Here is a 16,718-nt window from a genome sequence, read left to right as displayed (position 1 = left end):
GTGTGAGCCTTATCGGTCGATCTAAGGAGATTCATGGCGAGTCATCGCAAACCGAAGGAATTTATCCTCAAACGCCTTACCAAACGTCAGTGGATGCGTATTGCAGCCGGAAGCGCGGCCGCGGCACTGCTGATCGGCGGCGGCATCGTCTCCCGTGACTTCTATCAGACGAACCCCACTCATGCGCAGCAGAGCATCTCCTCGTACTCCGCCACCAAGAGCGACGAGGTCAACGCGTTCAAGGCGGCATCCCGTGGCGACGCCCGCGGGTCCGACGCCAACACCGCCTATGTGAAGGTCGTCATCAACGGCGAATCCCGCCTGGTGCTGGGCACCGACTTCACCGACGTCAAGTCCGTGCTGGATCAGGGCAGCATCACCCTGGAGCCGGAGGATTCCGTCTCCCCCAGCCTTGACACCAAGGTCACCGAGTCGACCACCATCACCATCGAGCGTGCCGGCAGCACCATCGAGACCGCCGACACCGAGATTCCGTTCAACACCGTCGAGGAGAAGACCGACTCCCTGCCCGCAGGCACCACCAAGGTGAAGACCGAGGGCGAGGCCGGCGTGATGGAGGCCACGAACCTGGTCACCAAGTCCGGCGGCAACGTCGTCTCCAGCAACACGATCAGCTCCTACGTGAAGAAGGCCCCTGTGAACAAGGTGGTGCTTATCGGCACCGGCAGCACGGCCTCCTCCACGCCGAGCACGTCCAACAAGAGCGACGCCGGTTCGTCCGATTCGTCGTCCAACGACATCGGCACCACCATTCCTGCCAGCGACATGCAGCAGTGGGCACATGACTACCTGCTGTCCAACGGCTACACGGAAGCCGACTTCACCGGCATGGTGTACATCATCAACCACGAATCCGGTTGGAATGTGACGGCCACCAACGCATCCTCCGGCGCATACGGCCTGCCGCAGGCACTGCCCGGCAGCAAGATGGCTTCCGCCGGCGCCGACTGGAAGACCAACTACCAGACTCAGCTCAAGTGGTTCATCGGCTACTGCAACGACCGTTACGGCGGAATCCAGCAGGCCTACACGTATTGGTTGTCCCACCACAGCTACTGATACTGATGCGCTGATTCGCCGATCTGCCGATCGCAACCGACCGATCTCATACGTAATCCCCGCCCGGGCTGATCCGGACGGGGATTATTTGTATATGGGTATCGGCATTGGTATCAATGATTCCGAGATTACGACGAGTGCAGGGAGCGAACCCGAATCAACACTGCGGGTCCAGTCATTCCATGCAACGAACCCGCAGCGAAACAAGGGGCTTACTGCAGGTACAAATGGTCTGCATAACAAACCCGCAGTGAAGAAAGTACCTCACTGCGGGTTTCACACATCACCCCGACGAACCCGCAGTATGACAACCTCCACACTGCTGGTCAAAACGGTCTGCACAACAAACCCGCAGCGAAGGGCAACAGAGAAGCGGACTATGTGCGACTATGGGCATCGGGAACAATGCTGAAGGTGCGGGCGAGAAGTTGGGCGTTTCGGCGTTCGGATTGGAGTTCGCATGTATCCGGTTGGCTTGTTCCGTATGCGACCTCAGGCCGGCAAGGGCAGGGATACCCCCATTGCCTGGGATTGCGATGCGAAGAAGGAAGCCGACGCCTGCGAGAGCGGATTCGACGTCGGACAGGCCGGGCCGGTCACACCAGCCGGCGGCACGCCGACGATGCGAATAAGACCCCCGCTCTGCCCCTGCTCCTCGGCCGGCGTAAGGAAACGTGCTCGCCGCCTGCGACCCGGGCCTGAGCAATTCGGTGCGTGTCCGACATACGCGTGCGTCCGATGGGCACCGAGGCTCGGTTTCGATGCCCGTCTGGTGCATGCGTGCGTCGCATGAGCACGGTGGTTCTTCCCTGGTGCGTGTTCGACGCATGCGTGCGTCCGATGGGTATCGGAGATCGTCCCCGGTGCCTGTTGGTCGTATACGTGCGTCCGATGAGCACGAAGCTTCGCTCCCGGTGCCTGTTTGACGTACGTGTGCGTCCAATGGACACAGCGGACCGTCCCCGGTGCGTGTGTGTCACACGCGTGAGTCGGATAGGCACCGGGGCTTGTTCCCCGTGCTTGTTGGCCACACACATGCGTCGCAAGGAGCATTAGTCGTTGGGTGATGAGGGCTTATGGCCCCAACGACACGCCAACACACACGAATAAAACCCACGTTCCGACCCTTACCCCCCGATTATGAACCGATACCAGAGCATCGTGAAACAGAACCGAAAGAGGTGACAGAACGCCACGGCACAATACAAAAGGCTCCTGTCTGCCCGTAGGCAGAAGCAGGAGCCCTTGGCATCCCCAGTGGAGAGAAGAAAAAACACAGGGGAAGAATAAAACCGCCGGGAGGAGGGAAACCGTGCGCACTAGGCTATGCGCTGCCGACGGCGGTGTGAAAGCCGTGTACAACCATACGGCCTCCACGCACACCGACCGCACATAACCCGTGCAGACACAGCCATGCGAAAGTTCCCCCGGCGGAGTGGATCAGCCGAAGCGACCGGAGATGTAACGCTCGGCCTCTTCGTTCTGAGGATTGTGGAACATGGTGTCCGTGTCAGCGAAGTACTCAAGGTGACCAGGCTGACCGACGGCCTTCAGGTTGAAGAAGCCGGTGTAGTCGGCGATACGAGATGCCTGCTGCATGTTGTGGGTCACGATCACGATCGTGTAGTCGCCCTTGAGCTCGTTGATCAGATCCTCGACGGCCAGGGTCGAGATCGGGTCAAGAGCGGAGCAGGGCTCATCCATGAGCAGCACCTGCGGGTGCACGGCCACGGCGCGGGCGATGCACAGACGCTGCTGCTGACCACCGGACAGACCGATGCCGGGGTTGTCAAGACGATCCTTGACCTCTTCCCACAGGTTGGCACCACGCAGAGCCCACTCGACAAGCTCGTCAGCGTCGGACTTGCTGATCTTGCGGTTGTTCAGAGTCACACCGGAGAGCACGTTCTCACGAATGGACATCGTGGGGAACGGGTTCGGGCGCTGGAACACCATGCCGACGTCACGACGCACGGCCACGGGGTCAACGTCCGGAGCGTACAGGTTCTTGCCTTCGAGCAGAACCTCGCCCTTGCAGTGGGCGCCGGGAATGATCTCGTGCATGCGGTCGAGGGTGCGCAACACGGTGGACTTACCACAGCCGGAAGGTCCGATGAATGCGGTGACCTTGTTCGGCTCAATCTTCATGTTCACGTCTTCGACGGCGAGGAAGTTGCCGTAGTAGACGTTCAGATGGTTGACATCAATTCGCTGTCCCATTTGTTTTCCTTAACTTGATTCGTTCTATGCGGCGACTTACTGTTCCGTCTTCACGGCGAAGACCTTGGCGACCCAACGTCCGAGCAGGTTCAGCAGAAGCACGATGATGATCAGCACCAGAGCGGCGGCCCAGGCGCGTTCCATCGGGATGGTGGGCACGCAGCTGGCGTCGGCGGAAGCCGGGCAGGTCACGGAGAGCTTGCTGTACTCCTGGTAGACGAACACAGGGAGGGTGGTCATCTGTCCGCTGAACAGGTTGACGTTGGTGCTGGAGATGAAGCCAGCGGTCATAAGCAGAGGAGCGGTCTCACCGATGACTCGTGCGATTGCCAGAATCACACCGGAGACGATACCCGGAAGGGCGGTGCGGAGCACGATCTTGGTGATCGTACGCTGCTTGGTCACGCCCAGAGCGTAGGAGGCCTCGCGCAGATCGTGAGGCACGATCTTCAGCATTTCCTCACTGGTCTTGACCACGGTCGGGATCATCAGCAGCGACAATGCCACGGAACCTTCGAAACCGTTGATGGTACCGGGTCCGAAGAAGATCGTGAACATCGAGTATGCGAACAAACCGGCGACGATGGACGGGATACCACTCATGACGTCGACGAGCAGGGAGATCGACTGGGCGAGCTTGCCGCCGCGCTGTGCGTATTCCACAAGGTAGACGGCGCACATCAGACCGATCGGGATGGAGATGACCATGGCACCGAGCGTGATCTCCAGCGTACCGATGATGGCGTGGAGCACACCACCGTAGCCACCGGACGGAGTCGGGTTACCACCGATGACGCCCGTCATGTTGAAGGTGAGGAAGTTGATGTTCAGGCGCTTGATACCGTTGAACAGCGTGGTCCAAAGCACGGAGATCAGCGGGATCAGGGCGATGATGAAGGCCACGTAGATGAGGCCCTGCATGATGATGTCCTTGCGCTTACGAGCCTCGATGAACGAGCGCGTAGGAGCAAGCTTGTCGAAGTCAGGCTGCTTGACCTTGCTGAATTCGGTGGGGTTTGCGGAAGTCATCACACGCTCGCTTTCTCAGTGATCTTACGGGCGATGAAGTTGACCAGGAAGGTGATGATGAACAGCACCAGACCGGTTCCGATCAGCGTGGAGACGCCCAAATCGTTGGCTTCAGGATACTGCGCGGCGATGTTTGCAGCGATCGTCTGGCTCTGGGAAGCCTGCAGCAGCTTGACAGAGTAGGTGAGGCCAGGGGACAGAATCATGAGGACTGCCATCGTCTCACCAAGTGCACGACCAAGGCCGAGCATGGAGGCGGACACGACACCGGACTTGCCGAACGGAATGACGGCGAGCTTGATCATCTCCCACTTGGTGGCACCCAGAGCGAGAGCGGCTTCCTGCTGCAGACGCGGAGCCTGCTGGAAGATATCGCGCGACACGGAGGTGATGATCGGCAGGATCATGACGGCGAGCACCACGGCGACCGTGGCGACCGTACGAGCCGGGCTGGCGGCAGGACCCTCGAAGATCGGAATCCAACCGAGGTAGGTGGCCACCCAGTTCCAGAAGGGGCCAATGGCCGGGACCAGAATCAGACCACCCCAAAGACCGTAGATAACGGAGGGGATGGCGGCCAGCAGATCGACGACGGAGCTCAGCACCACAGCCACCTGCTTCGGCGCGTAGTGCGAGATGAACAGTGCGATGCCCACGGCGATGAAGAAGGCGATGATCAGTGCCAGAGCTGCGACGAGGACTGTACCGAACACAAGCGGTCCGACGTACTGCCAGAAGTTGTGCGCCTTTCCACCGGTGAACGATTCCACGGTGGCGGCGTTGGCGGACTGATCTCCGCCGATGAGGGGCCACGCACGGAACAGCAGGAACAGAGCCACTGCTGCGAGCGCGACGAGGATCAGAATACCGGCGGCGTAGGCGAAGAACTTGAAGACCTTATCTCCGGTCTTTCCAGTGTTCTCCTGAACTACCGCTTTGTCTTGCGAACTCACGGGTTCTCCTTACACAAAGTAGTGGTCGGATCTAGACCCGACAAAGCCGCAGTGCTTCTCGCTTCAGGCGGAAACACCGCGGCCTGATCGGATTTGGATTCCTGGACTCAGTTACCGATTATTCGGTTCACTCGGTCTTGATGGCGTCGATGGACTTGGTGATCTTGGCGCGCATCGTGTCGGACAGCGGAGCGGAACCGGCGTTCTTGGCGGCCACGTCCTGACCATCCTTGCTCACCACGTAGGTCAGCCAGGACTTCACGAACTTGGCGGTGTTGGCGTCCTTGTAGGCCGGGCAGGCGATGTCGTAGGAGACCAGCACCAGCGGGTAGGCGCCGTCGGCGGTGGTGTTGTGGTCGAGCTTGACAACCACGCGGTTCTCACCAGTGGCGGACTCGTCGAGCGGGGAGGCGTCGACGACCTTGGAGGCGGCTTCAGCCGAGTACGGCACGTACTTCTCGCCGACCTTCAGGGCAACGGTGCCGAGGTCGCCGGCCTGGGAGGCATCGGCGTAGCCGATGGTGCCGTCGGCCTGCTTGACGGTGCTGATGACACCGGAGGTGCCCTTACCACCCTGACCGACTTCGTTCGGCCAGTTCTCGCTCAGGTCGTAGGTCCAGGAGCTCGGAGCGGCATCCTTGAGGTAGCTGACGAAGTTCTGGGTGGTGCCGGACTTATCGGAACGGTGGACCACGGTGATGGCGGTGTCAGGCAGAGTGACCTTCGGGTTCTGCTTGGCGATGGCCTCGTCGTTCCACTTGGTGATCTTGCCGTCGAAGATCTTGGCGACGGTGTCAGCGTCCATGTTCAGGTGCTTGTCCTGACCGGAGATGCCGTTGAGGTTGAAGACCACGGCGATCGGGGAGATGTAGGCCGGGATGTCGAAGGCGGTGGTGTTGTCAGCGCACACGGCCTTGGACTTGTCGACCTGCTCGCTGGTCAGGGAGGCGTCGGAGCCAGCCCATGCGGTGGCACCGGTGAGGAAGGTGGTGACACCAGCGCCGGAGCCGACCGGGTTGTAGGCGATCTTGGCGTCGGGGTTGGTGGCCTGGTAGGAAGCGATCCAAGCTTCGACGGCGCTCTGCTGGGAGGAGGCGCCGGCACCCTGGAAGTCGCCGGAGATCTTCTCGGCGGAGCTGGAGGAGCTGGATCCGTTGCTGGAGCCGGAGGTGTTGTCACCGCAGGCCGCCAGAGAGGCGAGCATGGCCAGACCGGACACGACGGCCACGGAACGCATAAGAATGTTCTTTCGCATAACTATTCCCTCTTGTATCCTTTTCCGTCGCGAACATCGGAGAACCGTAATTAACCGAATTCGCAACCGCGTGCCGCCTTCAGGTTGTTGTCATTGGCAAAACACGCTTTTTCATGACAATTCAAGACTATGAGAGAGTTGGAGAGCCCAAGACCAAAGTCGGTGAACGGAAAGTGAACTTGTGCTGATATCTGCTTTCTACATCGTTTGGATGTAGATTGTGTAGCTTCCGATAACGTACGCTGGGTAAAGTTCTGACGTTTGCATGGTGAATCTCAGGTATCAACCCGACGATGTATGCTGTCTGTGCCTGAGTAAGTTGCCTTTGGTCGCAAAGCCACGGGCAAATCAACACGAGAGGGAGTCAATCACATGACCCGCATACTGGTCGTCGAAGACGAGGAATCCTACCGGGAGCCCCTGGTCTATCAGTTCACCCATGAAGGCTATGACGTGGTGGCGGCAGCCACCGGGGAAGAGGGCCTTGAGCTGTTCACCAAGGGCGGTGTGGATCTGGTGCTGCTCGACCTTATGCTCCCCGGTCTGGACGGCACGTCACTGTGCCGCAGGATCCGCGAACAGAGCCGCGTGCCGATCATCATGCTGACGGCGAAAAGCTCGGAGATCGACAAGGTCGTGGGGCTGGAGATCGGCGCGGACGACTATGTGACCAAGCCGTATTCGTTCCGCGAGCTGCTGGCCCGTGTACGTGCGGTGCTGCGTCGCGCGCCCGGCAGCGCGGATGGCTCCGATTCCGCCGACGACGACATTCCGCTGGTGTGCGGACCGATCCGTATGCAGGTGGGACAGCATGCGGTGACGGTGCATGGCGAGAACGCCTTCTTCCCGCTCAAGGAGTTCGAGCTGCTCGAATACCTGATGCAGAACAAGGGCCGTGTGCTTACCCGCCATCAGCTGATCGACCGCGTGTGGGGTTCGGATTACGTTGGCGACACCAAGACGCTGGACGTGCACATCAAGCGTGTGCGTTCCAAGATCGAGGAGGATCCTGCCCATCCGCACTACATCACCACCGTGCGCGGTCTTGGCTACAAGATCGACGAGCCGGCGGAGTAGTACGAGACGGTTTGTAGAACAATCTTCGTAGGATTCCGTAGATTCCGTCGGAATCCGTAGATATGAATCCGCATGTGAATCCGCATAGATGAAACGCTCCGGCTTCCCGATAGGTATCGTACCGATTCAGGAAGCCGGAGCGTTTCATATGCACAGGCATGCGATATGAGTCTGCGAATGCGCGCGAAGTAACGCACGGAAGTCACATGTGGCGGGACCCGGCTTACCATGTCCTGACAAAAACTGCCGAAGCCACCGGACTCACCAAAGCCACTAGGCCTACAGACATCTGGGCCTGCTAAGCATCGTCGGCGCTACCGGGTCTACCGGGCCTCACCGACCAAGTCCCGTTCAGCGTCGTCCTCGGCATCAACGGCGTCCGCGCTGTCCGTAACGTTCACACCGTCCGCGGCATCCTGCTTCACCGCGTTCTCCTCCGCCTGTGATTGACGGGATTGATGCTCATCCTCGGGCAGATCATCGTCGTTGGACTGATCTTCCGCCTTGGGCAGATCGATGGTGAACGTGGAGCCCTCCCCCGGCCGGGACCATACGGAGATCGTACCGCCGGCGTCCTGCACGACGTGCTTGGTGATGGCGAGGCCTAGACCAGTGCCGCCCGTGGCACGGGAGCGTGCCGGATCGACGCGATAGAACCGTTCGAAGATGCGCTTCTGCGCGTCGGCGGGAATGCCGATGCCCTGGTCGACGACGCGGATCTGCACACGGCCGTTCTTCCGCACGCTGACGCCGACATGCGTATTCTCCGGCGAATAATGGATGGCGTTCTCCACCAGATTCTTCACTGCTGTCTTGAGTGAATCGGCGTCGCCGTTGACGATGATGTCGTCGTCGAGCGATGTGTCAGGCTGCCCGTCCGCGGTGTATTCGGCGCTCGTGCCTTCGTCATCGTCGCCGAAGTACATGCGGATATCGATGTGCTTGGCGGCGGCCTGCACTTCGTTTTCGGACACGGCCTCGCGAACGATCTTCGGCACGGATACCGGCTCGCTGTCCGCGGCGGCGAGTCCCTTGTCATCCTGCACCTTCTGCAGGGCGATGAGCTTCTGCACAAGTTCGGTCAGGCGTTCGGACTCCTTGGAGATCCTTCCGGAGAAGTAGCGTACGGCGTCCGGATCGTCGGCGGCGCTGGAGACGGTTTCGGCGAGCAGCGATATCGCGCCGGCAGGGGTCTTGAGCTCGTGCGACACGTTGGTGACGAAGTCGCGGCGCATCTGCTCGAAATGCCGTTTCTCGCTGACGTCCTCAAGAAAGATCACATACAGTTCATTGGCGCCGCCGGCGTTGGCGATATCCATGCCGAACGTGACGGACAATGGTTCGATGGTGGCGATATGTCCGATACGCACCTGCAGATACACGTTCGACTGGTCGGTGATACGCCCGGACGGCGATACCGCAGTCACTTCGATCTCACGGTCGCGGATCTCCCCATCGGCGGCCACCTGCGCAAGCAGATCACGGATCTCCCCCGAGATCAGATGACCGTCACGCACGACGTCGAGATTATCCAGTCGAGGACTGGCGTACCGCACGTCGCCAAGCCCGTCGACGATGATGGCACCGCTGCGCAGCGTCTTCAGCAGATTGCGTGACGCCTCGTCGGCGGACACTCCCCTGCCGTAGAGCGACTTCGGAATGGCGTTCTGTTCGCTGGCATGACGTGTCTGGGCACGCTCCTCGCCGGACATCACGCCGTACCGCCATGCCAGAATGATGAGCACAAGCGCGATCACAGCCATGATCACTACGGCGACAACCACTGCCGTCACGGAATCCGACATCGTCCGTCCTGTTCTCCTTGCGCAGGCGCATACACCCGCCGTCGATCGTTTTTCGTCTACCACATTATGGACGGACCACAGACGACACAACGCTCCAAGCGGACGGACGGTATACCAAACATGGACGTCGGATGAATTTTGCAGCGATATCGGCGTGTCATCGCGCGACATTCACATCGAATGCCGAATGCCCCGAGTCAGTTCCTCCCCATGAAGGTGAGCACCACCAACGTCACGTTGAGCACGATGATCAGCGCGGCCACAAGCATGAAGATCACATGCTTGACGGGCCCATCCGCCCATTGGCCCATAAGCTGGCGATCGTGCGTATAGCGCATGAGCGGAATGATAGCGAACGGGATGCCGATCGAAAGGATCACCTGACCCACCACCAACGCGAACGTGGGGTTCGAACTGAACCAGAGGATCACAAGGGCCGGCACGAGCGTGATGATGCGGCATGCCCACATCGGCGCATCCACGTGCAACAGGCCGTGCATGATCTCCTGACCGGCGTAGGTGCCCACCGATGTGCTTGACAGACTGGAAGCGAGCAGGCCGATCGAGAAGATCGTGCCGATGACCGGTCCGAGCACCTGCACCACCGCATGCTGGGCACCTTCGATCGTGTCGGTGCCGGACATGCCATGCAGACTGTTCGCGGCGAGTAGCAGCAACGCCAGATTCACGGTGCCGGCGAGCAGTAGCGCCCATACCACGTCGATCTTGGTGCCGAACAGCTCGCGACGGATGTCGGGGCGCTCCTTGCGCCCCTCGTAATGGTCATTGACCAGCGTGGAATGCAGGTAGATCGCGTGCGGCATCACCGTCGCCCCCAGCATGGAGCTGGCCATGAGCACCGAGTCCGACCCGTTGAAGTGCGGGACCAGACCGCCGAGCACCTTGGATGGAGCCGGCGGCTCGATGAACAGTCCGGCGATGAAACCGAATGTGATGACGAGCAGCAGCGCCACGATGAGCTTCTCGAACAGATTCTGGCTCCTGCCCTGGAACCGCAGCAGCACGGTGGAGACCGCGCCGATGATGCACCCGCCGACGAACATCGGCAGACCGAACAGCAGATTGAGGGCGATCGCCCCGCCGATCACCTCGGCCAGATCGGTGGCGATGGCGATCACCTCGGCCTGCGCGAAGAACAGCAGTCGTCCTCCCGGGTTCATGCGATTGCCCAGCAGCGCGGGCAGCGACTGGCCGGTCACGATGCCCAGTTTGGCGGATTGGTACTGGATGAGCACGCTCATCGCATTGGCGAGCACCAGCACCCAGACGAGCAGGAATCCATACCGTGCGCCCGAGGTGATGTTGGCGGCCACGTTGCCCGGATCCACATAGGCCACGGCCGCCACGAAGGCCGGCCCGATGATGGCCGACAGCTTGGTCTTGGCCCCGGTGTGCGGGGTGGCCAGCTTCGGTACGCTGCGCATGTGCTGGCGGTGGGGTCTGCCGCTGGCGGCGAGCACCGCCGCCTCATCAGGATCCACGAACCCGGAATCCACGGGTTCGGAGCCACTGTCATGTTCATTGCGTTCGTGATTATCGGACGGCTGTCGACCGTTCAGCGTCTGATTCGATTGATTGCGATCGTCCATGTTCGTACGTTCCCCATCATTCATACTCACAGCGCCGTTATAACACCTTCACGTATCGGGTGGCGAACCGACTCGTCGATCAGGCACGATTTCAGCGGTCGGGCACGGCCTGTCCCGGACATTCGGCGAGCGTCTTGAGCATGGCGTTCTTCTCCGCCGTGGTCACACTCAGCCCATACTTGGCCTTGACACCGATCTGTCGGGCCACGTACGCGCAGTCGTACGACGCGTTCGGCGGCAGCCAGACCGACGCGTCGGCATCGCCCTTCTCCACGTTAGCCGGACCGTCGACGGCCAGCAGATTGTACGGATCGTTGCTGAACTCGTATCGCTTCTTCGTGTCCCACGAGTCCGCGCCGGACTTCCACGCGTTGTTGAGCGCCACCACATGATCGATCTGCACGGCGGCGCTGGTGGTCTGACCGCGTTTGAAGGTGATGGTCCTGCCGGTGTAGGGATCGTCGAGCGTGCCGGATTCGACCTTACACCGTTCGGCGTTCGCATAGGTGACGTTCTTCAGATCGCGGGCAAGCGTATCGTTGCGCGAATCGCAACCGTTGCCGTCGGGATCGTATTGGCGGAAGCCGAATGCGTCACGCTGGTAGGTGCTCGACGGCTTGCGATCGTCGACCACAGCAAGCGTGGCCAGCGTGTCCGCGGCGCTGCCGGTCGCCGTGTATTCACCGGTCGCCCGCCCCACGGTCACGCTCACCTGCGGCAGCAGCAGTCCGGCGCTGATCCCGATCACGACGGCCAACACCACGAGGATCGCCAGCCGTTCCAACGGTGACGATCCTCGGAATGCGCGTCTGCGACGTTTGGCCATGCGATCAGCTGTAGGAGAAGGTACGTGGATCGTGGCCGGCGCGCGTCGGGCCGTCGAGCGCGTCGATGGCCGCATGCTCCTCCGCAGTGAGCGCGAAGTCGAACAGCGAGCCGTTCTCGATCTGACGTTCGCGATGCACGGACTTGGGGATGATGATCGTGCCGTTCTCGATATGCCAGCGCAGAATCACCTGGGCGTGGCTGACGCCATGCGCCTCGGCGATGCGGGCGATCACGCCGTCGCCGGCGTTGAGATCGGCACCGCGCGCGATCGGCGAGTACGCCTCCACGGCGATGCCGTGCGCCTTGCAGAACGCGGTCACCTCACGCTGCTGCCAGGTGGGGTGCAGTTCGATCTGATCGACGGCGGGCCACTCCCCCGTCTCCTCGTGCAGGCGTTCCAGATGCTCGGGCAGGAAGTTGCAGACGCCGAGCGTGCGCACACGACCCTCGTCGCGCAGACGCGTGAACGCGCGCCACACGTCGGCGCTGCGCCAGTCGAACGGCGTGGGCCAGTGGATCATGTACATGTCCACGTAGTCCGTGCGCAACAGACCGATCTGACGGTCGAACGCCGTGAGCGCGGAGTCGTATCCCTGCTCGGAGTCACGGAGCTTGGTGGTGATCCACACCTGCTCGCGCTTGCTGCCATGCGCGTATCCGGACGCTTCCAGCGCCTGTCCCACACCGCCCTCGTTGCCATAGCCGGCCGCTGTGTCGATGTGACGGTAGCCCACTTCGAGTGCGGATTTGACGACCGGCGCGGTGGCGTCGTCGTCAATGCGCAGCACGCCCAGTCCGATCTGCGGAATGGCCGCGCCGTTGGACAACGTGATGTTCGGAATCGGTCCAAATCCCATAGGTGCTCCTTGCTCGTCAGACGATATCCATCTTCCTGCCATGATAGAACGACCGGTTTCGGCCTACTCGCGGATCGGCCGGCCCGTCTTCTCCGCCGTTGTCGCCGTTTCCGTTGCCGACGTTTCTGTTGCGGCCGGGCCGACCTGCAGCACGCGATCGGCGATGCGCATGGCGGATTCGCGGTGGGAGACGAGCATCACGGCCGGTCCGTCCGTGGTGGCAAGCGCGTCGATGGACCGTAGGATCACGGCCTCGTTGAGTGCGTCGAGGCGGCTCGTCGGCTCGTCGAACAGCACCAGATCGGCGCGGCGCAGGAACACGCGGGCCAGTCCGATGCGCTGGCGCTCGCCTTCGGAGAGACGGTCGCCCAGCTCGCCCACGGCGGTGTCGAGTCCGTCCGGCAGCGAGTCGATGAGGTCGGTCACGCTTGCGCGACGGCAGGCGTCGGTCAATGCCTCTTCGCTGGCGTTCGGATCGGCCAGCAGCAGGTTCTCGCGGATCGTGCCGTCGAACAGGTAGGTCTCCTGGGCGAGCATGGTCTGTACGCGACGGCGATGATGCGCGTCCACGTCACGCAGATCGGTGCCGGACATGCGTACCGTGCCGGTGTTCGGGTCCCAGTACCGCATGAGCAGCTTGAGCATGGTGGACTTGCCGGCACCGGAGCGCCCCTGCACGCCGAGCACGCCCGTGCGCGGCACGTTCAGCGAGGCGTCGGTCAGGATCGTCGTATCCGTTCCGGGGTAGGCGAAGGTGACATGGTCGAGCGTCATGCCGGTGTAGTCCGGGGTTGCGGTACCGCGTTCCTCGACGGCCGGAGCCTCGTCCATGAGGGCGAACAGGCGACGTGCCGAGGCGAACGTCTGGGTCAGGCTGGCCGGCAGGGCGCTCAGTGCGAGCGTGGGGCCGAACGAGCTGGAGATCAGCGTGATGGCGACGATCGAGTTCGGCACGCTGAGCGAGTCGGCGAACGCGAGCGACAACGCGATGGCCGCGGCGATCACGGTGAACAGTTCGACCAGCACACCACCGAGGCCGGCGAATACGCCGTTGGCGCGGCTGAGTCGTCCGCGACGGTTCCACAACGCCATGGTGCGTTCGGTGATCGAAGCCACGCGGTGCTCGCCCTGGTTGAAGCGGATGGTCTCGTCCATGCCGCGCATGCCGTCGAGCACATAGTCGTCAAGTTCGGCCGAGGTCTTGCGAATCTGCGCGCCAAGCGGCGTCACGCGCGCGGCGAACAGTCGGGGCAATGCCACGCCTACCGTCAGGTGGGCGACGATGAGCAGCAGGGCGAACCACGGGTTCAGTCCGGCCAGCAGCGCGGCGAACACGATCGAGGTGACGACGGCGATGACCACCGGGGAGATGGTGTGGGCGAAGAAGATCTCCAGCAGTTCCACGTCGGTGGTGATCAGGGCCACCAGATCGCCCTTGCCATGTCCGGCGAGTTTGGCCGGGGCAAGACGTCGCAGCGCGCCGAACGCCTTGTCGCGGAACAGGGCGAGCAGGCGGAATGCCACGTTGTGGTTCATGAACTGTTCCACGTAGCGCATGGCGCCACGGACCACCGCGCACACCGCCAGTCCGATCGTGGCAGGGACGACGCCGATGCCCCAGACGGGGTGGCCGGCAAGCGCGAACAGGCCGATCACACCGAACGTGGGCAGCAGGGTCGCCGCCAGATGGCCGATCACGCCGCAAACGACGGCTGCGGTCATGAATCCGGCGAGCGGTCGGGCCTGACCGAGCAGTCGGCGGATCAGGCCCATTGTGGACATCGTCGTGCCGTTCGTGGACGGCGACGAGGACTGGGTGGAATCAACGGATGCGGCATCGTCGACGTCGGTGGCGTTGCCATCAGCATGCGTGAGGTTCGCGTCGCGTACGGCGGCGGCACCGCGATCCCCAATGTTTTCCACCGCGCTTTGCGTGCGGAACAGTCGTTCGTATTCGCCGGCTGCCGCCATGAGTTCGGCGTGCGTACCGGTTTCGACGACCGTGCCGTGGTCGAACACGACCACGTGGTTGGCGTCCACGGCGTTGGCCATGCGGTGGGTGATCATGATCACGGTCTTGCCGGATGCGGCGAGATCGTGGATCGCGTCGAGGATCAGGCGCTCGCTTTCGGCGTCCACGTTGCTGGTGGCCTCGTCGAACACGGTGATGGCCGAATCGTGCAGTAGGCCGCGGGCCAGCGCGATGCGCTGCTTCTGTCCGCCGGAGAGGTTGGACGCGCCTTCATCGATGCGCATGTCGAGCCCGTCCGGCTGTTCGCGGACGAAGTCGGCCACGCGGGCGAGTTCGAGCGCATGCCACAGGTCGTCGTCGGTGGCATCGGGGGCGGCCATGAGCAGGTTGTTCCGTAGGGTGTCGTGGAACAGGTGGCTGGTGGCGGAGACGATGGTCACGCCGGCAAGCAGTGAATCCAGGGAGGCGTCGCGCAGTTCGACGGACGTGCCGTCGTCCTTGCCGTCCTTGCCGGGAGCGACCCCGCGCAGGGCGATGGAGCCGGTGTAGCCGGTGAGCCGTCCGGCGATCAGACCGGCGGCGGTGGATTTGCCGGAGCCGCTCACGCCCACGATCGCGGTCAGTTCGCCGGGACGGGCGGTGAACGACACATCGCGCAGGGCTTCGGTGTCGTCCGCGTAGCGGAATCCCACGCCGTCGAATCGCACGGTCACGGCGTCGACAGGCATGACGCCGTTGCCGTGATCAGGTTCGGGGGTGTCGAGCAGGTCGAGGATCTTGCGGCTGGAGGTCATGCCGTTCATGGCCACATGGAAGTAGGAGCCGAGCTGACGCAGCGGGATGAAGAAGTCGGCGGACAGCAGCACGATGAGCAGCACGGCGCCCAGGTCCACGCCGTACGTGGCGTACTGCCACAGGGCCACGCCGATGCCGGCGGCCGCGCCACCGTACGCCACCAGGTCCATGACGGACAGCGAGCGCAACTGGATCTGCAGCACGTTCATGGTCATGACGCGGAATTCCTCGGCGCGCGTGTTCATGGTGTGGTGGGCGCGTTCGTCGGCGTCGAAGTTCTTGAGGGTTTCAAGGCCCTGCAGGTCGTCGAGGAACGTGGCACCGAGATCGGTGTACTTGCCCCAGTATTTCTTGAAGACACGGGCGGCGCTCATGGCGACGAGTCCGACGATGAACACGATGAGCGGCGCGCAGACGAGCAGTGTGACGGCGGCCGGCAGGTTCACGGGCAGCAGCACGACGAACAGGGTGATGGGGGCGAGCACGCTGTAGAACAGCTGGGGCAGGAACAGGTCGAAAAAGGTTTGCACCTGTTCGACGCCTTCGCCGGCGAGCTGCACCACGTTGGAGGTGCGGACGGTGGATGAGTACGCGGGTCCGAGGGCGTGCATCTTGCGGATCATCTTCTGACGCAGCGCGAGCTTGACCTTTTCGGCGGCGAGGAAGCCCAGATGCGTGGCACCGCGCGTGGCCGCATAGCGGATCGCGGCGATGATCACGAACGCGATGAGGTATGGGACGGCTTCGTTCGGCGTCATGCCAAGATGAAGATCGGCGAGTCCGGGCGCGGGCGCACAGCCGCCGTTCGGATCAATCTGACAGCTGGCCGGCACGGGACGGTGTGGATCGGCCGCGGTGAGCAGATCGAACAGGAATAGGACGAGCGTGACGGCGAACGCGACGTTGGCCATCAGCGTGACCCACAGCAGCGCCGCCTTGCCGGCGACGAGTCGTCCGACCCCCGGCACTATGGAAAACAGACGTTTGTCGAACATATCTCCCCTGTTGCCTCCCTTTATCTACGTGTCTATATGTCATGGATGATTCATGATGCCGACGGTCACGACGGTTCACGCGACGGACACGGGCAGCCTTTCCACGGTAGCGTGATTCGGATGATTACGGAAGGGTGCACATTCAGCTCTACGCGGGTTTTCACGGATGTTGATTACGTCACATCGGCAGTACGCGGGCATGCGCGGGTCGCGAAATATCGTCACTTGGACTGCAATCACAA

General features: G+C 62.1%; 11 protein-coding genes. 2 read left to right on the top strand and 9 right to left on the bottom strand.

Annotation, left to right across the window (positions count from 1 at the left end):
* Positions 1–33: 33 nt before the first annotated feature.
* Entirely contained in the window at positions 34–1,080 is a 1,047-nt protein-coding gene (locus BTIS_RS09305) for an aggregation-promoting factor C-terminal-like domain-containing protein (protein WP_094664819.1), read from the top strand.
* A 1,440-nt stretch (positions 1,081–2,520) separates the two neighbouring features.
* Here BTIS_RS09305 and pstB read toward each other — a convergent pair.
* The 4 genes from pstB to pstS form a co-directional block, all read right to left on the bottom strand.
* Positions 2,521–3,300: a phosphate ABC transporter ATP-binding protein PstB gene (gene pstB / locus BTIS_RS09300; RefSeq protein WP_094664817.1), complete on the bottom strand. Its 780-nt coding sequence runs from the start codon at positions 3,298–3,300 to the stop codon at positions 2,521–2,523.
* Between the two features lie 36 nt (positions 3,301–3,336).
* Entirely contained in the window at positions 3,337–4,329 is a 993-nt protein-coding gene (gene pstA / locus BTIS_RS09295) for a phosphate ABC transporter permease PstA (RefSeq protein ID WP_094664815.1), read from the bottom strand.
* Positions 4,329–5,282, bottom strand: coding sequence for a phosphate ABC transporter permease subunit PstC (pstC, locus tag BTIS_RS09290; protein ID WP_094664813.1), 954 nt, complete (start codon positions 5,280–5,282; stop codon positions 4,329–4,331). Before pstC ends, pstA begins: the two co-directional genes overlap by 1 nt.
* Before the next feature lie 127 nt (positions 5,283–5,409).
* Positions 5,410–6,537, bottom strand: a complete 1,128-nt coding sequence (gene pstS / locus BTIS_RS09285) for a phosphate ABC transporter substrate-binding protein PstS (protein WP_094664811.1) — start codon at positions 6,535–6,537, stop codon at positions 5,410–5,412.
* 372 nt (positions 6,538–6,909) lie between these two features.
* On the opposite strand from pstS, the gene BTIS_RS09280 reads away from it, so the two are divergent.
* Positions 6,910–7,614, top strand: coding sequence for a response regulator transcription factor (locus BTIS_RS09280; RefSeq protein ID WP_094664809.1), 705 nt, complete (start codon positions 6,910–6,912; stop codon positions 7,612–7,614).
* 323 nt (positions 7,615–7,937) lie between these two features.
* Here BTIS_RS09280 and BTIS_RS09275 read toward each other — a convergent pair whose 3' ends face one another.
* The 5 genes from BTIS_RS09275 to BTIS_RS09255 form a co-directional block, all read right to left on the bottom strand.
* Entirely contained in the window at positions 7,938–9,419 is a 1,482-nt protein-coding gene (locus BTIS_RS09275) for a sensor histidine kinase (protein ID WP_094664807.1), read from the bottom strand.
* 197 nt (positions 9,420–9,616) lie between these two features.
* The gene (locus tag BTIS_RS09270) at positions 9,617–11,059 is read right to left on the bottom strand and encodes an Nramp family divalent metal transporter (protein ID WP_420807018.1); all 1,443 of its coding nucleotides are present in this window, start codon (positions 11,057–11,059) and stop codon (positions 9,617–9,619) included.
* A 61-nt stretch (positions 11,060–11,120) separates the two neighbouring features.
* Positions 11,121–11,855 (bottom strand): HNH endonuclease family protein, encoded by a 735-nt coding sequence (locus BTIS_RS09265; RefSeq protein WP_094664805.1) that lies wholly within the window; start codon positions 11,853–11,855, stop codon positions 11,121–11,123.
* Between the two features lie 4 nt (positions 11,856–11,859).
* Positions 11,860–12,714, bottom strand: a complete 855-nt coding sequence (locus BTIS_RS09260; protein WP_094664803.1) for an aldo/keto reductase — start codon at positions 12,712–12,714, stop codon at positions 11,860–11,862.
* A gap of 63 nt (positions 12,715–12,777) precedes the next feature.
* Complete coding sequence (locus BTIS_RS09255; RefSeq protein ID WP_094664801.1) at positions 12,778–16,476, bottom strand: thiol reductant ABC exporter subunit CydD/CydC; 3,699 nt, start codon at positions 16,474–16,476, stop codon at positions 12,778–12,780.
* Positions 16,477–16,718: the final 242 nt, after the last annotated feature.

Source organism: Bifidobacterium tissieri, assembly GCF_002259645.1.
Classification (GTDB): domain Bacteria; phylum Actinomycetota; class Actinomycetes; order Actinomycetales; family Bifidobacteriaceae; genus Galliscardovia; species Galliscardovia tissieri.
Note: the sequence above shows the minus strand (reverse complement) of the source record. Positions and strands in the feature narration are given on the sequence as shown.